Origin of the sequence: Sphingomonas sp. ACRSK (assembly GCF_022346685.1) — a bacterium.
Taxonomy (GTDB): domain Bacteria; phylum Pseudomonadota; class Alphaproteobacteria; order Sphingomonadales; family Sphingomonadaceae; genus Sphingomonas; species Sphingomonas molluscorum.
In genome coordinates this window covers 22,448-45,997 of the sequence record NZ_JAKRNR010000021.1, presented here as the reverse complement: position 1 = coordinate 45,997, position 23,550 = coordinate 22,448, and the positions used below count along the sequence as shown (strand labels likewise).

Sequence of the window (23,550 nt, the reverse complement as noted above, 5' to 3'; positions counted from 1 at the left end):
CCGCCCCAACGGACCGCCCCGTGCGTGCGGCGCATCGCGGGCCATCGTGCCTAAACGATTGGCGGGCGCCGTGGAGTCGGTCTAGGGAAGCCACTATGTCGTGGCCCTCCCGCCGGCTCGTCCTGCTCGCTGCCGCCGGGTGCGTCACCGCACTCGCGTCCGCAGGCGCGCGTGCGCAGCAGGCGCCCGCCACGCCGGCGCCTTCGGACGACCTGGGCTCGACCCTTGATCCCGCTTCGCCGCTGTCGCCGATGCCCGACATCGGCGTCGACTGGCCCGATCTGTCGCCGGACCCCGCAGAGGCGACCGCATCGACGGACCAGACAGCCGACCTGGCGACGGTGGAGCGCCGCTACGCCTATCGCGTCCTTGGCATCGAGGGGATCGGCGGCGACTTGTTCCGCGAACGCTTCGACGAACTGTCGACGTTGCGGGCGAACGAGGCGCATGCCGCCAACGTGGCCCAGATCGATCGGCGTGCACGCGAGGATGCGGCGCTCCTCAACGACCTGCTGCGCAACGAAGGCTATTTCGACGCGCGGGTGACGACGACGACGTCAGCGGAGGAGGGCAAGCTGCTCGTCACGCTGCAGGTCGAGCCCGGGCCGCTGTATCGCTTCCAGCAGGTGACGCTGCCGGGCGCCGAGGAAGCAGGTGCCAAGGCCCCGGCGCTCGCGACCGCGCTGGGTGTGAAGCCGCAGGACCCGGTCAACGGCGACGCGATCGAGGCGGGCGAGAAGCGGTTGCGCACCGCCGTCGGGCGGGAGGGGTTTCCCTTCGCGCGGGTGCGACCGCCGGTGGTGGCCTTGGATCATGCGACGCGCACCGCCACGCTGGAGATGCCGGTCACTCCCGGCGGGGAACGGCGCTTCGGCCGCATCAGCACGCCCGACGCGCGCGTGTTCGACGGCGAGCATGTGCAGGAGATCGCCCGCTTTGCTCCCGGCGATCCGTACGACGCGGCGGAGGTGGACGACCTGCGCCGCGCGATCATCCAGACGGGCCTGGTGTCTTCGGTCCGCGTGCGGGAGGTGGAGGGGCTTTCGCCCGGCTCCGTCGACCTCAACGTCTTGCTCGAGCCGGCGCCGCCGCGAACGATCGCCGGCGAGCTGGGCTATGGCACGGGGGAGGGGGCGCGCGCCGAGGCCAGCTGGACGCATCGCAACCTCTTCCCGCCCGAGGGGGCGCTGACGGTACGGGGCGTGCTCGGCACCCGCGAGCAGCTGGGCGCGCTCACCTTCCGCCGCAACAACTTCCGTGCACGCGACCGGGTCCTCACGGGTCAGATCTCCGCCTCGCATGTGGAGCGCGACGCGTATGAGGCGGATACCTTCTCCGTCTCGGGCGCACTGGAGCGGCAGACCAACATCTTCTTCCAGAAGACCTGGACCTGGTCGCTCGGTGCCGAGTTGGTCGCCACCGACGAGCGCGACGTGATCGTCTCCACCGGCGAGCCGCGGCGGCAGACCTATTTCATCGCGGCGGCGCCCACCTCGATCAACTATGACGGGTCGGACGACCTGCTCAATCCGACCCGCGGCTTCCGGTTGGGAGCGCGGGTGAGCCCGGAACTGTCGCTGTCGGGCAAGGCGTTCGGCTATACCCGCGCGCAGATCGACGCCAGCGCCTACCAGCCGGTCCGCGACGGGGTGGTGGTGGCGGGGCGCGTGCGGCTGGGCTCGATCCTGGGTGCGCCGCGCGACGCGGTGGCGCCGTCCCGCCGTTTCTACGCGGGTGGCGGCGCGTCGGTGCGCGGCTATGGCTATCAAGACATCGGCCCGCGCGACCCGAACAACGACCCGATCGGCGGGCGCAGCCTCGCGGAATTTTCGCTGGAGGCACGAGTGCGCGCCTTCGGCAACTTCGGCGTGGTGCCGTTCCTAGACGGTGGCAACATTTACACCTCGACGCTGCCGGACTTTTCCGGCTTCCGCTACGGTGCGGGCTTGGGCGTCCGCTATTATTCCAGCTTCGGGCCGATCCGCATCGACGTGGGAACGCCGCTCAACCCGCAAGAGGGCGACGCGTGCGTCGCCGTCTACGTCTCGCTGGGGCAGGCATTTTGAGCGACGAGGAAACGCCCGAAGCGCCGGCCGTCGCCGTGCGTCGGCGCCGACGCTGGGCGCGGCGGATCGCGGGCGCGCTGCTGCTGGTGCTGGGCGCGATCGCGGCGCTCCTGCTGCTGCTCGACACCGGTCTCGGTCATCGGCTGATCGCAAATCGGGTCGCCGCGCTTCAGCCCAAGGACGGCATGCGCTACCGCATCGGCCGCATCGAGGGCTCGATCTACGGCCGCGCGCAGCTGATCGACGTGCGCGTCTATGATCCGAAGGGACTGGTCTTCCGCGCGCCGGTCGCCAACCTCGACTGGAGCCCGTTTGCCTGGCTGTCGAACCGGCTCGACATCACCCGCCTGGTGGTTCCGCGCGGCATCCTCGCGAAATTACCGCAGCCGCGCCCGACCGGCCGCAAGGGGCCCATCCTGCCCGGGTTCGACATCCGCATCGGCGCCCTCCGCATCGATCGGCTTGAGGTGGAGCCCGCAGTCACGGGCGTGGCGCGCGTCGGCCGGCTACAGGGCCGGGCCGACATCCGCTCCGGCCGCGCGCTGGTCGATCTCGCCGCGCGCATCGACGGCAGCGATCTGTTGCGCGTCCATCTGGATGCGGAGCCCGACCGCGATCGCTTCGAGGTCGCCACCCGCGCGATCGGCCGCGCCGACGGCGTGCTGGCCCGGCTCACGGGAATCCGACGCCCGCTGACGCTGCGCATCGACGGCGACGGTACCTGGACCCGCTGGCAAGGCAGCGCGCTCGGGATCGCCGGCGACACGCGAGTCATCGACCTCACCCTCGGAAACCGTGCCGGCGCCTATACGCTCGGCGGTACGCTCGCCCCGGCATCGCTGCTCCACGGCAAGCTCCAGCGGCTGTCCGCACCGCGTGTCCTCGTCAACGGCGCTGCGACGCTGGCCAATCGCCGGCTGGAGGGACGGTTGGGGCTTCGCTCCCGCGCGCTTGCGCTGGAGGCGGAGGGTGGCCTCGACCTCGCACGCCGCGCCTATCGCGACCTGCGCCTCCACGCGCGGCTGCTTCAGCCGGCGGCGCTGTTCCCCAACATGTCCGGCCGCAACATCGAACTGCGCGCGATCCTGGAGGGGGAGTTCGCGACCGCCGCGTTCGACTATCGGCTCACGGCGGATCGCCTCGCGTTCGACGACACCGGCTTCGAGGGTGCTCGCGCAAGCGGGAAGGGACGGCTTTCGCCGGCGCCCGTGACGGTGCCGATCCGGGTGACCGCCCAGCGCGTGACCGGCGTCGGAGACGTCGCGGGCGGCATCCTTCGCAACCTGTCGGTCGACGGCGCGCTGAAGGTGACCGCGCGCACGCTGACGGGCACGAACCTCCGGCTGCGCTCGGACAAGCTCAACGGCACGATCATGCTGGTGCTCGATCTGCGGAACGGGCGCTATGAAGTCGGGCTCACCGGCGGGCTCCGGCGCTATCTGATCCCGGGGCTCGGCATCGTCGACGTCCAGTCGCGGCTGACGGTGGTGCCGGGCCTGAATGGGCGGGGGACGCGGATCGTCGGGCGGGGTGCCGCGCAGATGGTGCGGCTGGACAATGGATTCTTCCGCTCGCTCACCGAAGGCCTGCCCCGAATCACCACCGGGCTCGAGCGGGGCGCCGATGGCGTGCTCTACTTCCGCAACCTCGTCCTGACCTCGCCGGGGCTGACGCTCAGCGGCAACGGCTTGCGGCGGCGTGACGGCACCTTCCGCTTCGTGGGCCAGGGCCGCCAGCGGACCTATGGCCCCGTGTCGCTCGTGCTCGACGGGCGTATCGAGAAGCCGACGCTCGACCTGCGCTTCCAGCGCCCGAACGACACGCTCGGGCTCAGCGACGTGACCGCACACCTTGATCCGACGGCGGAGGGCTTTGCCTTCACCGCTGTGGGCGGCTCTCGTCTCGGCCCGTTCACGGGCGCCGGGCGCATCCTGCTCCCGCGCGGCCAGGACGCGAGCATCGCGGTCGATCGCCTGGACGTGAGCGGCACCCGCGCGAGCGGCGCGATCGCGATCGTCGAGGGCGGGTTCGACGGCCGGCTGGCATTCGGCGGCGGCGGCCTCTCGGGAGAAGTTCGCTTCGTGCCCCAGGGTGGCATCCAGCGCATCGACATCGCCGCCGATGCTCGCAACGCGCAGTTGGGCGGGCAGGGACGGGTGCGCACCGGCCGGCTGGAAGCAAGCCTGCTGCTCGATCCGGACGGAACCACGGTCGACGCCACGCTGACGGCGCAAGGGCTGCGCCGGGGTGCGCTTTCGATCGCGCGGCTCGCCGCCAACGCGAAGCTACGCGGTGGCGAGGGCGAGGTGCGGGCCTCGATCGCCGGCTCGCAGGGCCGCGCCTTTGCGATCCAGTCGGTCACCCAGGTAACCGCCGACGAATATCGCGTGCAGGCCCAGGGTAGCCTCGACGGCCGCACGCTTCGGCTGGAGACGCCGGCGGTGATCCGGCGCGAGGCGGACGGCGGCTGGACGATCGCGCCGACCCGCTTCACCTTTGCCGGCGGGGAGGCGCAGGCGTCCGGCCGCTTCGGCGGCGGCGACACGGAAGTCGCGCTGCAGCTCACCCGCATGCCGCTGACGGTGCTGGACATCGGCTATCCCGGGCTGGGCCTCAGCGGCAACGCCTCGGGCAAGCTCGATTATGCCCTGCGCGACGGCGTGCCGAGCGGGCGGGTCAACATGACGGTGCGCGGCCTGTCGCGCGCCAGCCTGGTGCTCGCGTCGCGGCCGATCGACATCGGCCTGGCCGCGGTGCTCGACTCCAACAAGATCGGCGCGCGTGCGCTGCTGGCCAGCGGCGGCAAGATCATCGGCCGTGCCCAGGCCCGGCTCGCGCCGCTGGGGAGCGGCGGCACGCTGGCCAGCCGCATCGCCAATGCGCCGCTCGCCGCGCAGCTCCGCTACGACGGCCCCGCCGATACGCTGTGGCGGGCTACGGGGATCGAGCTGTTCGACCTTTCCGGGCCCCTCGCGATCGGCGCCGACGTCAGCGGCCGGCTGGCCGATCCGCAGATCCGCGGATCGCTTCGGGCCACCAACGCCCGGATCGAGAGCGGCGCCACGGGCACGGTCCTGACCCAGGTGAACGCGCAAGGCCGCTTCGGCGGATCGCGGCTGGTGATCGACCGCTTCTCCGCCAGCGACGGCCGTTCGGGGCAGGTGAGCGGCACCGGCACGTTCGACCTCGCGGCCGTGCGCGGCTTCGGCATCGACCTGGCGCTGGAGGCGCAGCGCGCCCGGCTGATCAACACGGACACGCTGGCCGCCACCGTCACCGGCCCGATCACCATCCGTTCGGACGGTTCGGGCGGCACCATCGGCGGCGAAGTGCGCCTGAACGAGGGCCGCTATCAGCTCGGCAAGGCGTCGGCGAGCGCACCCCTGCCGCGCATCGCCATTCGCGAGATCAACCTGCCCGGCGGCGACGAGCAGGACGAGGTTCCCCGCCGCCCGTGGCGGTTGAACCTGCAGGCGCGCGCCAGCAAGGGGCTGATGGTATCCGGCCTCGGCCTCAGCAGCGAGTGGTCTGCCGATCTTACCATCCGCGGCGAGCCCACCAACCCGTCGATCCGCGGTCGTGCCGACCTCGTGCAGGGCGATGTCGAGTTCGCGGGCCGCGAGTTCGAGCTGGAGCGCGGCAACATCCGCTTTGATGGGTCGGTGCCCGCGAACCCGGCGCTCGACATCTCCGCCGATGCGGACGCCGAGGGATTGAACGCCAACATCCGTGTGACGGGCACGGCGCTCAAGCCGGAGATCGACTTCACCAGCACGCCCGCGCTGCCGCAGGACGAGCTGCTGTCGCGGCTGCTGTTCGGCACCTCCATCACCAACCTCTCGGCGCCGGAGGCGCTTCAGCTCGCAGCCGCGGTGGCAGCGCTGCAGGATGGGGACACCGGGCTCAACCCGATCAATGCCGTGCGCCGCGCGACCGGGCTTGACCGCCTGCGCATCCTGCCGGCCGACCCGCAGACCGGGCAGGGCACGTCGGTCGCCGCGGGCAAATATCTGACGCGGCGCTTCTATGCGGAGATCGTCACCGACGGGCAGGGCTATTCGGCGACCAACGTGGAGTTCCGCGTCACCCGCTGGCTCTCGCTGCTCTCCTCCATTTCCACGATCGGCCGCCAGAGCGCTAACCTTCGCGTTTCGCGGGATTATTGATCGGCACCTCCGGCGCGGTCGGGCGTTGAGCACAGCGGAAACTGGTGCTGGGGGACCCGCGTTCGCATGACAACGCCGCAAATCCTGTCCGTCTGTGTGCTGACGGGCATGATGCTGCTCTTCATCTGGGGGAAGTTCCGCTACGATGTGACGGCGGTCATCGCCCTCCTCGCGGCGATCGGCTTGGGCCTGGTGAAGCCGGAGGACGCCTTCAGCGGCTTCTCCGACGACATCGTCGTGATCGTCGCCTCCGCGCTGGTCATCAGCGGCGCCGTGCAGCGTTCCGGGGTGATCGAGCGGATGCTCCGGGTGGTGCAGAAATATGTGACCCGGCTGCCCTCGCAGCTCATGGTGCTGTGCGCCTCGGTGGGGTTCGCCTCCGCGCTGGTGAAGAACATCGGTGCGCTCGCCATGTTGATGCCCGCCGCCTTTCAGATGGCGAAGCGCTCGAAGAGCTCGCCTTCCGCGCTGCTGATGCCTATGTCATTCGCGTCGCTGCTGGGCGGCCTCATGACGCTTGTCGGCACCTCGCCGAACATCATCGTCAGCCGCGTGCGAGAGGACATGACGGGCATGCCGTTCCGCATGTTCGACTATCTGCCGGTGGGCCTTGGCCTGACGCTCATGGGGCTGCTGTTCCTGCGCTTCGGCTACCGCCTGCTGCCGGGCGACCGCCGCGCCGCACCGACGATGGGCGAGGCGCTGGACATCCAGGACTATGTGACGGAGGCACGCGTCGCCGAGCGATCCGAGGCGGTGGGGGAGACCATCGCCGCCTTCGTCGCCCGCCACGGCCATGACGTCACCGTCACGCAGGTGCTGCGCGCCGGGATCCGCACGACACCCTGGCGCGAGCTCGAGCTCCGCGCCGGCGACGTGCTGATCCTGGGCGGCGCGCCCGACACGCTCGAACAGGTCATCGCCGGCGACGGGTTGGAGCTGGAGGGGCACGACCGCGCCCAGCCGCAGGGCAGCGAGCACGACGAGGTCGGCGTGATCGAAGCCGTGCTCGGCGCCGACTCGGTGCTCGTCGGCCAGACCGCGGGGCGCATGCTGCTCCAGGCGCGCTATGGCGTGAACCTGATTGCGATCTCCCGCCGGGGCGAGCGACTGACGCGACGCCTTGCGAACACGGTGCTCTGCCCCGGTGACGTGGTGGTGCTGCAGGGCCCGCTCGGGCTGCTGCCGGAGCGGCTTCGCATGCTCGGCTGCCTGCCGCTTGCCGAACGCTCGCTGCGGCTGGGCAACGCGCGCAAGGGGCTGCTGCCGCTGGCGGTGCTGGGGGTGGCCATGGCCGCGACGGCGAGCGGGCTGGTCCCGGTGGCGGTCGCCTTCTTCGCGGCTGCGGCCGTCGTGATCCTCACCGGATCGCTGCCGGTGCGGGACGCCTATAGCCATATCGAATGGCCGATCCTGGTGATGCTCGGCGCGCTGATCCCGGTCAGCGACACGCTGCGCACGACGGGCATGAGCGACATCATCGGCGTCTGGCTCGCGCAGACGGCGGCGTCGCTCCCTGTCTGGGGTGCGGTGGGCCTGATCCTGGTCGCCGCGATGGCGGTGACGCCGTTCCTCAACAACGCCGCCACGGTGCTGGTGATGGCGCCGATCGCCGCCACGTTCGCAGGCGATTTGGGGTACCGGCCGGAGGCGTTCCTGATGGCGACGGCCGTGGGTGCGGGCTGCGACTTCCTCACCCCGATCGGGCACCAGTGCAACACGCTGGTTATGGGCCCCGGCGGCTACCGCTTCGGCGACTATGCGCGGCTGGGGGCACCGCTGTCGGTGCTCGTCCTGCTGCTGGGCACGCCCTTGATCCTGTGGGTATGGCCGGTGCACTGATCCGGCCCGGGAGGGTGCATCGGGTCGCGGCGCTATGGGCCGGGCGCTCCTGGGAACGGCAGGACCCCGGAAGAGAGGCTGCCTGGCGACGAAGTCGCTAGCCGCGCATCCGCCGTGCGATCAGGATCGCGACCAGCCCTGCCACGGCGGTGACGGTGCCGGTGAGCACCCAGTCATATTGGTCGATCATGAAGCTGGAGGCCGGCCAGCGGATGATGCCCATCCCCTGGCCGATCCAGAACAGCCCGACGATCGCCGCGACCGCGCCGGCGATCATCAGCAATCGTCGGGACACGCGCATCAGCGCTGGCCGATCTCGACATAGTCGCGCTGCGTCGGGCCCGTGTAGAGCTGACGCGGACGACCGATCTTCTGGGCCGGATCCGAGATCATCTCGTTCCACTGCGCGACCCAGCCGACGGTGCGGGCAAGGGCGAACAGCACGGTGAACATCTCGGTCGGGAAGCCGATCGCCGACAGGATCACGCCCGAATAGAAGTCCACGTTCGGGTAGAGCTTCTTGTCGATGAAATACTGGTCCTTGAGCGCGATCTGCTCGAGCTCACGGGCGGTATCCAGCACCGGATCGTTGATGCCGAGCTTGTCGAGCACCTCGGTCGCGGCCTTCGACAGCACCTTCGCGCGCGGGTCGAAGTTCTTGTACACGCGGTGGCCGAAGCCCATCAGGCGGAACGGATCGTCCTTGTTCTTCGCGCGGGCGATGTACTCGGGGATGCGATCCGGGGTGCCGATCTCGCGCAGCATGTTAAGCGCCGCCTCGTTGGCGCCGCCATGTGCCGGGCCCCACAGGCAGGCGATGCCCGCCGCGATGCACGCGAACGGGTTGGCGCCCGACGAACCGGCCAGACGAACGGTCGAGGTCGACGCGTTCTGCTCGTGATCGGCGTGGAGGATGAAGATCTTGTCCATCGCCGATTCGATGACCGGATCGACCTCATATTCCTCGGCCGGCACGCCGAAGGTCATGCGCAGGAAGTTGCCCGTGTAGGACAGCTTGTTGTCCGGATAGAGGAACGGCTGGCCCACCGAGTACTTGTACGCCATCGCTGCGATCGTCGGCATCTTGGCGATCAGGCGGTGGCTGGCGATCTGCCGCTGCACCGGATCCGTGATGTCGGTCGAGTCGTGGTAGAAGGCCGAAAGCGCGCCGACGACGCCGCACAGGATCGCCATCGGGTGCGCATCGCGACGGAAGCCGCGATAGAAGTTCGCCAGCTGCTCATGCACCATGGTGTGGCGCGTGATGGTGTTGGTGAACTTGTCGAGCTCGCCCTGGTTCGGCAGCTCGCCGTTCAGCAGCAGGTAGCTGACTTCCATGAAGCTCGACTTTTCGGCGAGCTGGTCGATCGGGTAGCCGCGGTGCAGCAGCACGCCCTGGTCACCATCGATGTAGGTCAGGCCCGACTCGCAGCTCGCGGTCGAGGTGAAGCCGGGATCGTAGGTGAAGGCGCCGGTCTGCGCATAGAGCTTGCGGATGTCGATGACGTCCGGTCCGACCGTGCCCGAGAGCACCGGATAGTCACCGTCCTTGCCCGCTACCTGCAACTTGGCGGTCTCGCTCATCGGGTGTCGTCCTTTCGTTCAGTGGTTGGCCGGAACGGCCATCTGGTCGGCGATGCGGCCGAGGCTTTCCTCGCGTCCGAGCAGTTCGAGAACGTCGAAGATGCCCGGCGAGGTGCGGCGACCGGTCAGTGCGGCGCGAAGCGGCTGTGCGACTGCACCCAGCTTCACTCCGGCTGCGTCCGCCACGCTGCGTACCGCATGTTCTGTCGTCTCCGTATCCCACCGCTCGACCGCGTCAAGCGCCGTGTGCAGCTGCGAAAGCAGCGCGGGCGCATCGCCTGCGAGCAGGGGAGCCGCCGACTCCTCGATCGGCAGCGGGCGGGTGGCGAAAAGGAAGGCGGTGTTGTCTGCGAGTTCGTTGAGGTCGGCCGCGCGCGGCTTCAGCGCCGGCATGGCGCGGCGCAGCAGATCGAGCCCCGCTGCATCCGGAGCCTGGGGCAGGCGAGCCGCGACGAGGTCGGCGAGTCGGGCGTCGTCCGCCTCGCGGATATAGTGGCCGTTCACGTGCGCGAGCTTCTTGAGATCGAAGCGTGCGGGCGAGCGGCCGACACCGGCGAGATCGAATACCTCGATCGCGCGATCGCGGCTGATGATCTCCTCGTCGCCATGGCCCCAGCCCAAGCGCAGCAGATAGTTGTTGAGCGCCTCGGGCAGGATGCCGAGCTCGTCGCGATAGGCGTCGACACCCAGCGCGCCGTGGCGCTTGGAAAGCTTGGCGCCGTCCGCCCCGTGGATCAGCGGGACATGCGCATAGACCGGGTCCGGCCAGCCGCCCTCGACGGCGTCCATCGCGCGGATCAGCGCCAGCTGCCGGAACGCGTTGTTGAGATGGTCGTCGCCGCGGATCACATGGGTGACGCCCATGTCGTGGTCGTCGACCACCACCGCCAGCATGTAGGTGGGGGTGCCGTCCGAGCGCAGCAGCACGAAGTCGTCGAGCTCGGCATTGGCGACGGTGACATCGCCCTGCACCCGGTCGGGGATCGTGACCGCACCGTCCTTCGGCGCCTTCAGCCGCACCACATAGGGCGCGCCTTCCGGTGCGGTGGCGGGATCGCAGTCGCGCCAGCGGCCGTCGTAGCGGATCGGCTTGCCCTCGGCCCGCTGCCGCTCGCGCAGCGCGGTCAGTTCCTCGGCGGTCGCGTAGCATTTATAGGCGTGGCCGGCGGCGAGCAGCTGGTGCGCGACTTCGGCATGGCGATCGGCGCGGGAGAACTGGAACACGGCGTCGCCGTCCCAGTCAAGGCCCAGCCAGCGCATGCCGTCGACGATCGCCTCGATCGCGGGCTCGGTCGAGCGCGCGCGGTCGGTATCCTCGATGCGGAGCAGGAACTTGCCGCCATGGTGGCGGGCATAGAGCCAGTTGAACAACGCGGTGCGCGCGCCGCCGATATGCAGGAACCCCGTGGGGGAGGGGGCGAAGCGCGTGACGACTGCGCCTTCAGGCGAGGTTCCGGTATCCATACTTGCGCGCAACTGCGCCTGCTCCCAAGCTCGAACAATCATGGCCACATCAGCCGCGCCCGCCCCTAGCACGGCCCCTCCGAGGCTTCAAATCAACCGGCGGGTGTATTTCTTGCATGTGGTCGAGCGATGGCTTGAAGCCGAGCGGGACCAGTTGCCGCTGTGGATCCCCGTGGCACTCGGCACGGGCATCGCCGCCTGGTTCGTGCTGCCCAACGTTTCCTCGTGGATGGCGTTCCTGCTCTGTGCGCTCGGCGTCGGTGCGTCAGGCATGGTCTTTCCCACGGCCGGGCGGCTCGGCCGGATCGTGGCGGGTGCCGGGTTGCTGGCCGCGCTCGGCTGCGCGCTGGTGTGGTGGCGTGCCGAGCGCGTCGCGGCGCCGGTGCTGGCGCGGCCCGGCGTCTTCGCCTTCACCGCGCGCGTCGACAGAGTCGAGCCCTTGCCAGCACGCGATCTGGTGCGGCTCCGGCTCGCGCCGGTCGATATGCCCACGCTGCCGCCGATCGTGCGGGTCAACGTGCCGCAGGAAGCACTTCCGGTCGGCGCAGGACCCGGCGCCGTCCTGCGGCTGCGCGCGCGACTCGTACCCCCGCCGCCACCTGCCGTGCCCGGCGCCTATGACTTCACCCGCGTGGCGTGGTTCGACCGCGTCGGCGCGACGGGCCGTGGCTTCGCGCCGGTCGAGGTGGTGGCCCCGGCGGTCAACCCCGCCGCGGGGCTGCGCAACCGCCTGACCGCCCACATCCACCAGCAGGTGCCGGGCAGCGAGGGCGGAGTCGCGGCCGCGCTGGTGACCGGAGACCGGGGGGCGATTGGCGAGGACGCGGACGAGGCGATGCGCCGCGCGGGCCTCGCCCACCTCCTGTCGATCAGCGGCCTCCACGTGACGGCGGTGGTCGGCGCGACCATGTTGCTGTTGCTCCGCGTGCTGGCGCTGGTGCCGGCGCTCGCCCTGCGGGTGCGCCTCCCGCTGGTGGCGGCCTCGGGCGCGGCGCTGGCGGCGATCGGCTATACTTGGCTGTCCGGGGCCGAGGTGCCGACGATTCGCTCCTGCGTCGCAGCCCTGCTGGTGCTGGCGGCGCTGGCGATGGGGCGGGAGGCTATCACCTTGCGGCTGGTCGCGACCGGGGCTTTCCTGGTGCTGTTGCTGCTTCCGGAGTCGCTCGCCGGCCCTAGCTTCCAACTGAGCTTCGCCGCCGTCACCGCCATCGTCGCCCTCCACGAGCACCCGCGAGTCCGCCGGTGGTTCCAGGCGTGCGACGAGGGGCTGCCGCGACGTTTGTTGCGGAACCTCGGATCGCTGCTGCTGACCGGCGTCGCGGTGGAGGCGGTGCTGATGCCGATCGGCCTGTTCCACTTCCACAAGGCCGGGCTTTATGGCGCGCTCGCCAACATCGTCGCGATCCCGCTCACCACCTTTGTCGTCATGCCGGCGGAGGCGCTGGCACTGCTGCTCGATCTCCTCCGCCTCGGCGCGCCGGCCTGGTGGGTAGTCGAGCACGCCCTGTCGCTGCTGCTGTGGCTCGCGCGCACGGTTGCGGCCGCCCCGGGTTCCGTCGCGGCACTGCCGTCGATGCCGGGCGGAGCGTTCGGGCTGATGGTCGCAGGCGGGCTGTGGCTGGCGCTATGGCGCACGCGCGCGCGGCTGCTGGGGCTGGCACCGTTTGCCGTTGGAGCGCTGTGGGCGCTCGCGACGCCCGCGCCGGACCTGCTCGTCACCAGCGACGGTCGGCACCTCGCAATTCGCACGCCCGAGGGAGGCATGGCGATCCTCCGCGACCGGGCAGGCGACTATGTGCGGGGCACCTTGGGGGAGGGGGGCGGTGTCGAGGGCGAGCTGCCCCCGCTCGCCGAGCAGCCTAACGCCCGCTGCACCGCCGACGTCTGCGTCGTCGATGTTGCTGCCCGCGATCGCGTCTGGCGCGTCGTCGCCACCCGCAGCGGCTACCTGCTTCCGGTGCGCGACCTGATCGCCGCATGCCGTGACGCCGACATCGTCGTCAGCGAACGCCGCCTTCCGCGCGGCTGCACGCCCCGGTGGCTGCGGCTAGACCGACCGGTGCTCGCGCAAACGGGCGGCATCGCCATCCGCTTCGATCCGCCCGAGGCGCGCCGGGTCCGCGCGCCCGGGGATCAGCACCCGTGGATCACCCCGCCGACGACGGCGCCCGTGGCGGATCGCTGGCCGCGGCGCAGAAGGAGCGGCCGGGACCACCCGTCTCCCTGACGCCGCACCGCGCCGGCTTCTCGCCCTCAACGACGGAGGTCGCCCTTCTAACCACAGCGGCATTCACTACCGCTGCGAGGTTGGAGCCGAGTCCCCCACAGGCCGCTCGGCACAAGCCTCGCTAACCGAACACCCAGCGTCCGCCTCAGTAGCGGCGCAGCAGTCCTGCAAGCTTCCCCTGCACCCGCACCTGGTCCGGGCGATAGCGCTGCGGATCATAGCTGCGGTTGGCCGGGTCGAGGCGGATCATCGCGCCTTCACGGCGGAAATACTTCAGCGTCGCCTCGTTCTCGTCGATCAGCGCGACCACGATCTCGCCGTCGCGCGCCGCGTCGGTGCGGCGAACCAAGGCATAGTCGCCGTCGAGGATGCCCGCCTCGACCATCGAGTCCCCCGCGACCTCGAGCGCATAATGCTCGCCCGAGCCCAGCAGCGCGGCCGGCACCGGCAGCATCTGCTGGCCTTCCATCGCCTCGATCGGGACGCCGGCGGCGATGCGGCCGTGCAGCGGGATCTCGATGACGTCGTTGGCGGGAGCTGGCGGCGCGACCGGCGCGCTTCGGGCGGGCGCCGTCTTGGCCGGCGCTTTCTTGGCCGTCTCGGGCCGGTCCGGCATCCGCAGCACTTCCAGCGCGCGGGCGCGGTTCGGCAGACGACGGATGAACTGGCGTTCCTCCAGCGCGCTGATCAGGCGATGCACGCCCGACTTCGACTTGAGGTCGAGCGCTTCCTTCATCTCCTCGAACGAGGGGGACACGCCGGTTTCCTTCAACCGGTCGTCGATGAAGCAGATCAGCTCGTGCTGCTTGCGCGTGAGCATGCGGTCCTCCGTCGGAACAGATATGGAACCTTTAGGAAACGGAGCCGCCCCCTGTCAACCGATATCCAGGATTTCCACCGAGTCGCCCGCTTTTGCCGCGCCAGCATAGGGAGGACGCACGATCAGGCAGTCTGCCCGGGCGAGCGTGCGTAGCATGGAGCTGTCCTGCGCGGGGGCGGGGAAGGCAACCCCGTCGCGCAGTTCCGCGCGCAGGTGATCGGCCCTCCGGTCGTTCGCGGCCAGCGGCGCGCCGAGCGGCACCACGCGCCGCCGCGACAGCGGATCGGCCGCGCCCGCCAGCATGCGCACCAGCGGCAGCAGGAACAGCGTTGCCGTCACGAAGGCGGAGACCGGATTGCCTGGCAGGCCCAGCACGACGGCGTTGCCGAGCCTGCCCGCCATCATCGGCTTGCCCGGCCGCATCGCGATGCGCCAGAAGTCGATCCGCGCGCCTGCCGCCTCCAGCGCCGGCCGCACCAGATCGTGGTCGCCGACGGAGGCGCCCCCCGTCGTCACCAGCACATCGGCATCCACCCCGGCGAAGGCGGCGGTGAGTGCGGAGAGGTCGTCCGGCAGAATGCCCAGGTCGATCCGTTCGACGGGCAGCTCCCCGAGCAGGCCCGCCAGCAGCACGCCGTTGGACTCCGGAAGCCCGGCGTCGGGGGGCGAACCCGGCGGCACGAGCTCGTCGCCCGTGGCCGCGATCGCCACCCGCACCCAGCGCCGGACGGGAACCATGCCGTGCCCGCCCACCGCCAGCAGCGCTGCCGCAGCCGGCGTGATCGCCGCACCTGCCGACAGCAGCCGCTCGCCTGCGGTAAAATCCAGCCCGGCCGTACGCACGCTGCTGCCGCGCCGCGGCGGCCCTTCGCCCGCCAGCATCAGACGGCTGCCCTCGCGCGCTGCCTCTTCCTGCACCAGAACCGTGTCGGCGCCCTCGGGCAACGCGGCCCCCGTGAAGATGCGCGTCGCCTGGCTCGGGCCAACGCTGCCGCCGAACGGCCGCCCGGCCGCGGATTCCCCGATGACCTCCCAAGGTCCGGGCAGGTCGTCGAAGCGGATCGCGTAGCCGTCCATCGACGACAGCGCCCGCTCGGGCTGGGTGCGCAGCGCCGGCAGGTCGTCGGCTGCCCAGCGGCCGATGGCGTCGCGGATCGGCACCGTCTCGACGGCGACCGGCTTGGCGAGGCCCAAGACCCGCGCCTGCGCCTCGTCGAGCGGCAGCAGGCTCACGCCTGCCAGTCTCCGGACTTGCCGCCCGATTTGGCGAGCAGGCGCACGCCGTCAATCACCATGCCGCGGTCGAGCGCCTTGGCCATGTCATAGACGGTGAGCAGCGCGACGGAGACGGCGGTCAGCGCCTCCATCTCAACCCCGGTCTTGCCGTCCGTCGCGCAGGTCGCGGTCGCGACGATGCCCTCCGCCTCGATCGTCAGGTCCAGCACCACGCGGGTGAGGGGCAGCGGATGGCACAGCGGCACCAGGTCGCTGGTGCGCTTGGCGGCCATGATCCCGGCGACCCGCGCCACCGCAAGCACGTCGCCCTTCTTCACCAGCCCGTCGCGGATCGCTGCCAGCGCCTCGTCCGACATGGTGATCCGGCCGGTGGCGGTCGCCTGCCGCGCCGTCACCGCCTTGTCGCCGACGTCCACCATGCGGGCATGGCCCTCGGCGTCGAGGTGGGTGAGGCCGGTCATCGGGTCAGGGCGCGGGTTGCCGCCTCGACGTCGTCCTGCCGCATCAGCGCCTCGCCGATCAGGAAGCAGTGGATGCCGTGCTCCGCCATCGCGTCCAGGTCGGCGCGCCCCGTCAGCCCGCTTTCGGCCACGAAGGTGCAGCCCTCCGGCGCGTGCGCAACCAGCTCATAGGTGCGATCGAAGTTCACGGTGAAGTCGCGCAGGTCGCGGTTGTTGACCCCGATCAGCCGCGTCTTGAGCTTCAGCGCCCGCTCCAGCTCCGGATAGTCATGGACCTCCACCAGCACGTCCAGCCCCCGCTCCAGCGCCGCCGCCTCGATCTCCGCCATCTGCCGGTCTTCCAGGGCCGCCACGATCAGCAGGATCGCGTCCGCCCCCAGTGCGCGCGTCTCCGCCGCCTGCCATGGATCGATGACGAAGTCCTTGCGCAGCACCGGCAGGTCGCAGGCCGCGCGCGCGGTGACCAGATAGTCGTCCGATCCCTGGAAATACTCCTCGTCGGTCAGCACCGAGAGGCAGGCCGCACCGCCCGCCTGATAGGCGCGCGCATGGGCCGGCGGGTCGAAGTCGGCACGGATCAGCCCCTTCGACGGGCTCGCCTTCTTGATCTCGGCGATGATCGCATGCCCCTGCTTGGCGTCGAGCGCGGCGCGGAAGCCCCGCGGCGGCGTCTGCATGCCCGCCCGGCGGTCGAGCTCCTGCACCCCTGCCATGCTCTTGCGGGCGGCGACCTCGGTGCGCTTGGTCTCGAGAATCTTCGAAAGCATCGTGCTCATGCGTAGGCAATCCATGCGTCCAGAAGGCGCCGGGCGGCACCGGAATCGATCGTGTTGGCGGCAAGCACCGCGCCCTCGGCAAGGTCGCTCACCTTGTCCGCGATCACCAGCGCGGCCGCCGCGTTCAGCAGCACTGCGTCGCGATAGGCGCTTTCCTCGCCCGCCAGCAGCCGGCGCAGCGCCAGCGCATTGTGCGCGGGGTCGCCGCCGCGCAGCGCCTCGAGCGGGCTCGCCGGCAGCCCGGCGTCCGCGGGCGTGATCCGGTCGGGCAGGGCGACCAACCCGATGCGCACCACGCGGGTGGGGCCGGCGATCGAGATCTCGTCCAGCTCCTCCTCGCCCGCGATCACCGCGGCCGCCGTGGCGCCCAGGCGTTCCAGCGCCTCCGCATAGAGGGGCGCATAGTCGGGACGTGCGATGCCGATCAGCTGGCGCTCGACATGCGCAGGGTTTGCGAGCGGACCCATCAGGTTGAAGACGGTGCGCCGGCCGATCTTCTGGCGCAGCGGCTGGATGCGTCGCATCGCCGGATGGTGGTTGCCCGCGAACAGGAAGGCGATGCCGATGTCTGCCAGTGTCTGCTCGGCCATCGCCCCGGCGCGCATCATGTCCAGGCCGAGCGCTTCGAGCGTGTCCGCAGCCCCTGCCTTGCTGGATGCAGCCCGGTTGCCGTGCTTGGCCACCGGCACGCCGGTTGCCGCCACCACCAGGCTGACGGCGGTGGAGACGTTCAGGGTATGGTGCCCGTCGCCGCCGGTGCCGCAGACGTCGATCGCCCCGGGCGGCGCGTCGATCGGCACCATCCGCTGGCGCATGGCCCGCGCGGCCTCGGCGATTTCGATGCTGGTTTCGCCACGCTCGGTGAGCCCGACCAGGAAGGCGATGATCGCCTCTTCCGACGCCTTCCCGTCGAGGATGGCACCGAACGCCTCGGCCGCGCTCTCGTGCGACAACGGCGTCTCCGTCGACGGCAGCAGGACGGTGGTCGTCATGCCGCGCGCTGCTTCGGCGAGATGCCGGTGCTCTTCAGCCAGTTCGCAAGCATCGCATGGCCGTGTTCGGTGGCGATGCTCTCCGGGTGGAACTGAACGCCGTGGATCGGCAGGCTCACATGGCGCACGCCCATAACGCTGGCATCGCCGGCGGTGCAATTGACCACCAGCGACTCCGGCACCTCCGTCACGATCAGCGAATGGTAGCGGGTCGCGGTGAAGGGGCTGGGGAGCCCTTCGAACAAGCCGGTGCCGTCATGCTCGACCGGACAGGTCTTGCCGTGCATCAGCCCGCCGCGCACCACCTTGCCGCCGAAATGCTGGCCGATCGCCTGGTGGCCCAGACACACGCCCAAGAGCGGCCGTCCGGCCTCCGCACAGGCGGCGACCAGGTCCAGCGAGACACCCGCCTCGTTCGGGGTGCACGGCCCCGGCGAGATGAGGAGGCCGGCGGCATTGCTCGCCAGCGCCTCTTGGGCGGTTAGCGCGTCGTTGCGCACGACCTTCACCGGCGCACCCAGCTCCATCAGGTAATGGACCAGGTTCCAGGTGAAGCTATCGTAATTGTCGATGACAAGGATCATGGCTTTGCCATAGCGCCGCCGCAGTCTGGCGCAACGCTGCGCTGGACCCGATCGTTGGTCGGGCGTGTGTTTTGCGTTCAGGAGGTTGGCATGGTTCGTTGGATTCTCGTGGCGGCGCTGGCGGCATCCCCGGCCATGGCCCAGGAAGCCGAGAAGACCAGCAGCGCCCCCCCGCAGCGCACGCGCAGCGTCACCGTCTATGGCAAGGAGGAATGCCCCAAGCCCGAGACGGAAAACGAAGTGGTCGTCTGCGCCCGCAAGGACGAGAGCGAGCGCTTCCGCATCCCCAGCGAGTTGCGCAACCCGCCCTCACAGGAGGCAGCCGCGCAAAGCTGGGCGAATCGCGCCGAGACGATGATGGAGGTCAACCGCGTCGGCCTGCCCGACAGCTGCTCGCCAGTCGGCACCGGCGGCCAGACCGGCTGCAACCAGCAGTTGCTGCGGCAATGGTACCAGCAGCGCAAGGCGCAGCAGCAGGCGGAGCAGTTCCCCCGCGCCGGAGACTGATCGCGCTATCGTTCGCTTCTTCCAATCCGTACCCCGGCGGAAGCCGGGGGCCAGCTGCGGTGACTTGGCGGTCCCGCTCACAGGCGGCGCCGTGCCTGACTGACCTGGCGTTTGCCGGCCCTCTTCCGATCCCCTGCCGTGCTCCCGCGAAGGCGGGAGCCCAGGGTTCCGAAAGCCAGCCGTCGCTGTCCTGCTAAACTCTGGATCCCCGCATTCGGGGGGATACAAGGTGGGTGGAGGGGCCCCCGCTTTTCCGACGTCCTCTGCCGGAGCGGGCGGCGATCCCGCCCCCGCTATTGCCCGAAGCGGGGGCCGCTCGCCTGGGCGATCGCCTCGCGCGCGGCGGCGAGCAGCGCGCTCGCCTTGGCCTCGCACTCGCGCTGTTCATAGTCCGGGTTGCTGTCCGCGACGATGCCGGCGCCTGCCTGGACGTGCATGGTGCCGTCCTTGACCACCGCAGTCCGCAGCACGATGCACGAGTCCATCGATCCGTCCGGCGAGAAATAGCCGACGCCGCCCGCATAGGCGCCGCGCGTCTCCCCCTCCAGCTCGGCGATCACCTGGCAGGCGCGGACTTTGGGCGCGCCGCTGACCGTGCCCGCCGGAAAGCCGGCGAACAGCGCATCCAGCGCGTCGTGATCCGGCGAGAGCCGGCCGACCACGTTGGACACGATATGCATCACGTGGCTGTAGAACTCGATGCCGTAGCTGTCGGTCACCCGCACGCTGCCCGCCTCGGCCACGCGGCCGACGTCGTTGCGGCCCAGGTCCAGCAGCATCAGATGCTCGGCGCGCTCCTTGGGATCGGCGAGCAGGCTCGCGCGCTTCTCCGCGTCCTGGACCGCGGTCGCGCCCCGCGGACGGGTACCGGCGATCGGACGGATCGTGATTTCACCGTCGCGCACCCGGACAAGGATCTCCGGGCTCGAGCCGATCAGCGAAAAGCCCGGCAGGTCGAGGTGGTAGAGGAACGGTGACGGATTGATCCGCCGGAGCGCACGATAGAGCTCGAACGGCGGCAGGGTGAAGGGCGCGGTGAAGCGCTGCGCCAGCACCACCTGAAAGATGTCGCCCGCGCTGATATACTCCTTCGCGCCTGCGACCATTTCCGCATAGCGGCCGGGCGCCAGTGCGGGGGTGAGGGCGATCTCCTGCGCTTCCTGCCGGGCGGGCTCCGGAAGCGGCGTGCGGGCGAGCCGAGCGGCCACGTCTTCGATCCGCGCCGCGGCGGTGGCGATCGTCGCCTCCGCCTCGGCCGATCCGGGCCACACCGGCGCCACCAGGAACAGCGCGTCCGAAAGGCGATCGAAAACCATCAGCAGCGTCGGCCGCACGAACACCATGTCCGGCAGGTCGAGCGGATTGGCCGGCGGCCGATCGAGCTTCTCGACCAGGCCGATCGTCTCATAGCCGAAATAGCCGACCAGACAGGCGAGGGCGCGCGGCAGCGCCTCGGGCACGTCCATCCGGCACGAGGTGACGAGCGTGCGCAGCGCTTCCAGGGTCGGCTCCGCGCACGGCTCGAACGCATCGCGATCGGACAGCCAGTGGCGGTTGATCGTCGCCTCGGCGCCGGTCGCGCGGAACACCAGGTCCGGCGCGAGCCCGATCAGGCTGTGGCGTCCGCGCACCGATCCGCCCTCGACCGACTCGAGCAGGAAGTCGCCGCGGCCGGGCTCGATGAGCTTGAGCGCGGCGGCCACCGGCGTCTCGGTGTCCGCCACCAGCCGCTGCCACAGCAGCGCCGGCGTGCCCGCGGCAAGCGCTGCCTGCGCGCCCTCGCGTCCCTGGATCAAAGCTCCGTTCTCCAGCGTCAGTTGGCCGCGCCGCCTTGGCCGGCGAGCGTCGTGCGGACGCGGGCGACGGCGGCGTCGTTCTTGGTCACGCCGACGTTGCGGCGGACCGCCTCGGCGAACTGCTCGGCATATTCCTGGCCGACGACCTGGCCCAGGCCGCCGCGCGCGGAGGCGACGGCGCGCTTGTCGCCGCTCGCATCGCCGGCCGTGATGCTGTCCAGGTACACCACGAACCAGCCGCCGTTGCCCGGCGCCGCGATCAGCCGCGCCTTCTTCGGCGTCATCGAGAACATCAGCTCGACGGGCGGGGGCACGTTGCCCTGCTGGGCCGCGAGCTGCGCACGGGTTGCGGTCAGCGGCGTGGGTGCCGGCACCTTCAGGCCCGATGCGGCCACCGCCTGGGCGAGCGGCGTGCCGCCGTTCACCTTGGCGAGGATCGCCGCTGCGGCCTTGCGCGCTTCCTGCTGCGCGCGCTCGGCGACGAACGCCTTCTGCACGACGTCGCGGACCTGTGCGAGCGGGCGAGGAGCCGCCGGAAGTACCCGGTCCAGGCCGACGACCGCGAAGCTGCCGTCCTGCTCGATCTGCACGATCTGCGGTGCATCGCCCTGCTCGGCGCCGAAGCCGGCCTCGATCACGCGGGCGAGCGCCGGGTCGGCTGGAACGTTCGGCTGGTCCGGATTGGTGCCGCCGCTGGTGACGGGCGCGGTGCTCTGTGCGGAGAGCTTGGCCTCGCTCACCACTTCCGCAAAGGTGGCGCCATCGTTGATCGCGCCGTCGATCTTCTCCTGCACCGCGTTGATCGCGCCCGCCGCCTTGCTGCGGCTCAGCTCTGCGACCAGCTCGGCACGAGCCTGCTCCAGCGTCTTGCCGGCGACCTTGGTGACCTTCTCGACGCGCAGCACGTGCCAGCCGAGCGGCGAGCGAACCGGGCCCACGACGGCGCCTTCGCCTGCTGCAAAGGCAGCGGTGGCGATCGCCTGCGAGGTCTGTGCGCCCAATGCCGCCTTGTCGAGGTCGCTGAAGCTTGCCGCCTCCAGCCCCGCCGTGCGGGCGGCGGCATCGATCGCGGTGCCGCCCTTTACCTTGGCGGCCAGCTGGTTCGCCGCATTCTGGTCGGCCAGCACCACCTGGCGGACGGTGCGGCGCTCGGTTGCGGCAAAGCGGCTGGCGGCCGCGCGATAAGCCTGCGCGATCTCCGCCTCGGTCGGTGTCGCCTGCGCCGCGACGCTGTCGGCTCGCACCAGGGCGTAGCGGATCACGCGCCGCTCCGGCACCGTGTAGCGCGCGCGGTTCTTGGCGTAGAAGGCGGTCAGTTCCGCGTCCGTCGGCGGGTTGCCCTGCGACACCGCGGCAGAGGGGATCAGCACGATCTGCCCCGCGCGCTTCTCGAGCATCAGTGAGGCATAGGGCAGGGCGATCTGCTCCGGAAGCTGGGTGGCGCCCACGGTCGGGCTCACCAGCCACTGGGCGAGCATGTCGCGGCCGATCGCCTCGCGCAGGCCCGCCGGGGTCATGCCGCGCTGTGCGATCGCACGCTCGAAGGTCGCCTGGTCGAACTTGCCGTCAAAGCCCTGGAACGCGGGGATGCTCGCGATCTGCCCGTCCACCAGCTTGTTGTTCACCGCCATGCCGACCTTGTTCGCGAACTTTTCCAGCGCGATCGAGGTGACGAGCCGCGTAAGGATGTTCTCCACGCCGCCGGCTGCGATCAGCTGCTGCATGTCGACGTTCGGGTCGCGCTGGCGGGCGCCTTCCAGCTCCTGCTGCACCTGCTTGGTCAGCTCGGCGTCGTGCACCTTGTGGCCGCCGACCTTTGCGACCACATCGCTGGATGCGCCACCCGGGCGCAGGCCGCTGATGTCGCCCGCGGCGAACGCCAGGGCGATCACGACCAGGAACGCGAGTGCGATCCCCTTGCCGAGGGTCGAGTTGAGAAACCGCCTGACGAATGCGAGCATCGAAGAGCTACCGATCCTGCCGGAAAAAAAGAACGGGTCGCTTTAGGGCGCAGGCTGCGCGGCTTCAAGCTTGTGCGGGCAGCAGGGCTTGGTATCGCCGGCAACAGACACAAAGGAGATGGGCGTGACGCGACGCAAGCTGGTGACCGGCAACTGGAAAATGCACGGGCTGCGTGCCCAGTTGAAGGAAATCGCAGCGATCGAGGCAGCGGCTGCTGCTCACCCGCATGTCGACGTGGCGCTGTGCGTGCCGGCGACGCTGATCGCCGCTGCGGTCGATCATGTGCAAAGCGTGCGCATCGGCGCGCAGGACGTTCACGAAAACGAGCACGGGCCCCACACCGGCTGCGTCTCCGCGGCGATGCTGGTCGAGGTGGGTGCCCAGACCGTGATCGTCGGCCACTCGGAACGGCGCGCCGACCAGAACGAGACCAGCCACGACGCCTGGGCCAAGGCCGCCGCTGCCCGCAAGCAGGGCATGCACGTGATCCTGTGCGTGGGCGAAACCGAAGCGGAGCGCAACGCCGGTCGCGCCGAGCGCGTCGTTCAGGCGCAGATCGAGAAATCGGTGCCCGAGGATGCCGACGGCGACTGGTTCACGCTTTCGTACGAACCCCGCTGGGCGATCGGCACCGGTCGTACGCCTACGACCGAGGAGATCGCCTCGATCCACGCGATCGCGCGCGCCAAGCTGCGCATGATGGTGGGCGACGCGGCCGATCGTATCCGCATCCTCTACGGCGGCTCGGTCACCGGGGAGAACGCGGCCAAGATCCTGGCGGTGGAGAATGTCGACGGCGCGCTCGTCGGCGGTGCCAGCCTGACTGCGGAGAAGTTCGTGCCGATCATCCAGGCGGCCGCGGCGATCTGAGCGGGCGCGGCGCCGGCGGTCTGCGCGGGCTCGGGCTGGGATCGAAGCGTGTCGACACGAACCCGCCACCCGCCACCTGTACCCCGGCGAAGGCCGGGGTCCAGTTGCAACCACGGTTGAAAATCGTGCATCGGCGCGGCCCTCTCGCACCCTGCCGGAAACTGTTCCAGGAGGGGCGCCATCTCCTACCTCCGTAT

General features: G+C 70.4%; 17 protein-coding genes. 6 read left to right on the top strand and 11 right to left on the bottom strand.

From position 1 onward, the window contains the following. The first annotated feature begins 95 nt into the window (after positions 1-95). From MHZ35_RS12595 to MHZ35_RS12585, 3 genes are all read left to right on the top strand, one after another. The gene (locus tag MHZ35_RS12595; RefSeq protein WP_239435976.1) at positions 96-2,066 is read left to right on the top strand and encodes an autotransporter assembly complex protein TamA; all 1,971 of its coding nucleotides are present in this window, start codon (positions 96-98) and stop codon (positions 2,064-2,066) included. Next, positions 2,063-6,232 (top strand): translocation/assembly module TamB domain-containing protein, encoded by a 4,170-nt coding sequence (locus MHZ35_RS12590; RefSeq protein ID WP_239435975.1) that lies wholly within the window; start codon positions 2,063-2,065, stop codon positions 6,230-6,232. The genes MHZ35_RS12595 and MHZ35_RS12590 overlap by 4 nt, the downstream gene beginning before the upstream one ends. Before the next feature lie 66 nt (positions 6,233-6,298). Then, entirely contained in the window at positions 6,299-8,074 is a 1,776-nt protein-coding gene (locus tag MHZ35_RS12585; protein WP_239435974.1) for an SLC13 family permease, read from the top strand. A 97-nt stretch (positions 8,075-8,171) separates the two neighbouring features. Here MHZ35_RS12585 and MHZ35_RS12580 read toward each other — a convergent pair whose 3' ends face one another. Genes MHZ35_RS12580 through gltX form a run of 3 tightly spaced genes read right to left on the bottom strand, consistent with a single transcriptional unit; the run spans position 8,172 to position 11,122 of the window. After that, the gene (locus MHZ35_RS12580) at positions 8,172-8,375 is read right to left on the bottom strand and encodes a hypothetical protein (RefSeq protein ID WP_239435973.1); all 204 of its coding nucleotides are present in this window, start codon (positions 8,373-8,375) and stop codon (positions 8,172-8,174) included. Continuing rightward, positions 8,375-9,658: a citrate synthase gene (locus MHZ35_RS12575; RefSeq protein ID WP_132882783.1), complete on the bottom strand. Its 1,284-nt coding sequence runs from the start codon at positions 9,656-9,658 to the stop codon at positions 8,375-8,377. Before MHZ35_RS12575 ends, MHZ35_RS12580 begins: the two co-directional genes overlap by 1 nt. A gap of 18 nt (positions 9,659-9,676) precedes the next feature. Next, the gene (gene gltX, locus MHZ35_RS12570; protein ID WP_239435972.1) at positions 9,677-11,122 is read right to left on the bottom strand and encodes a glutamate--tRNA ligase; all 1,446 of its coding nucleotides are present in this window, start codon (positions 11,120-11,122) and stop codon (positions 9,677-9,679) included. Between the two features lie 40 nt (positions 11,123-11,162). Here gltX and MHZ35_RS12565 point away from each other — a divergent pair, with 40 nt between their 5' ends. Further along, positions 11,163-13,349, top strand: coding sequence for a ComEC/Rec2 family competence protein (locus MHZ35_RS12565; protein WP_446741048.1), 2,187 nt, complete (start codon positions 11,163-11,165; stop codon positions 13,347-13,349). A 145-nt stretch (positions 13,350-13,494) separates the two neighbouring features. On the opposite strand, the gene lexA is transcribed toward MHZ35_RS12565, so the two are convergent. The 6 genes from lexA to MHZ35_RS12535 are packed head-to-tail and all read right to left on the bottom strand — an operon-like array spanning position 13,495 to position 18,218. Further along, positions 13,495-14,169: a transcriptional repressor LexA gene (lexA, locus tag MHZ35_RS12560; RefSeq protein ID WP_239435970.1), complete on the bottom strand. Its 675-nt coding sequence runs from the start codon at positions 14,167-14,169 to the stop codon at positions 13,495-13,497. Between the two features lie 54 nt (positions 14,170-14,223). Then, positions 14,224-15,402: a molybdopterin molybdotransferase MoeA gene (locus MHZ35_RS12555; protein WP_239435969.1), complete on the bottom strand. Its 1,179-nt coding sequence runs from the start codon at positions 15,400-15,402 to the stop codon at positions 14,224-14,226. Beyond that, entirely contained in the window at positions 15,399-15,866 is a 468-nt protein-coding gene (gene moaC / locus MHZ35_RS12550; protein WP_239435968.1) for a cyclic pyranopterin monophosphate synthase MoaC, read from the bottom strand. Before moaC ends, MHZ35_RS12555 begins: the two co-directional genes overlap by 4 nt. Then, the gene (trpC, locus tag MHZ35_RS12545; protein WP_239435967.1) at positions 15,863-16,642 is read right to left on the bottom strand and encodes an indole-3-glycerol phosphate synthase TrpC; all 780 of its coding nucleotides are present in this window, start codon (positions 16,640-16,642) and stop codon (positions 15,863-15,865) included. The genes moaC and trpC overlap by 4 nt, the downstream gene beginning before the upstream one ends. Continuing rightward, complete coding sequence (gene trpD, locus MHZ35_RS12540; protein ID WP_239435966.1) at positions 16,639-17,634, bottom strand: anthranilate phosphoribosyltransferase; 996 nt, start codon at positions 17,632-17,634, stop codon at positions 16,639-16,641. Before trpD ends, trpC begins: the two co-directional genes overlap by 4 nt. Beyond that, positions 17,631-18,218: an anthranilate synthase component II gene (locus MHZ35_RS12535; protein WP_239435965.1), complete on the bottom strand. Its 588-nt coding sequence runs from the start codon at positions 18,216-18,218 to the stop codon at positions 17,631-17,633. Before MHZ35_RS12535 ends, trpD begins: the two co-directional genes overlap by 4 nt. A gap of 90 nt (positions 18,219-18,308) precedes the next feature. Here MHZ35_RS12535 and MHZ35_RS12530 point away from each other — a divergent pair, with 90 nt between their 5' ends. Further along, positions 18,309-18,725, top strand: a complete 417-nt coding sequence (locus MHZ35_RS12530) for a hypothetical protein (protein ID WP_125960521.1) — start codon at positions 18,309-18,311, stop codon at positions 18,723-18,725. A 293-nt stretch (positions 18,726-19,018) separates the two neighbouring features. Here MHZ35_RS12530 and trpE read toward each other — a convergent pair whose 3' ends face one another. Together trpE and MHZ35_RS12520 are read right to left on the bottom strand one after the other, a co-directional pair. Next, a complete protein-coding gene (trpE, locus tag MHZ35_RS12525; protein WP_239435964.1) occupies positions 19,019-20,521 on the bottom strand; it encodes an anthranilate synthase component I in 1,503 nt (500 codons plus the stop codon). Between the two features lie 17 nt (positions 20,522-20,538). Continuing rightward, positions 20,539-22,482: a peptidyl-prolyl cis-trans isomerase gene (locus MHZ35_RS12520; RefSeq protein ID WP_239435963.1), complete on the bottom strand. Its 1,944-nt coding sequence runs from the start codon at positions 22,480-22,482 to the stop codon at positions 20,539-20,541. A gap of 124 nt (positions 22,483-22,606) precedes the next feature. Between MHZ35_RS12520 and tpiA the strand changes: the two genes are divergently transcribed. Further along, positions 22,607-23,353 (top strand): triose-phosphate isomerase, encoded by a 747-nt coding sequence (tpiA, locus tag MHZ35_RS12515; RefSeq protein WP_416609390.1) that lies wholly within the window; start codon positions 22,607-22,609, stop codon positions 23,351-23,353. Positions 23,354-23,550 lie beyond the last annotated feature (197 nt).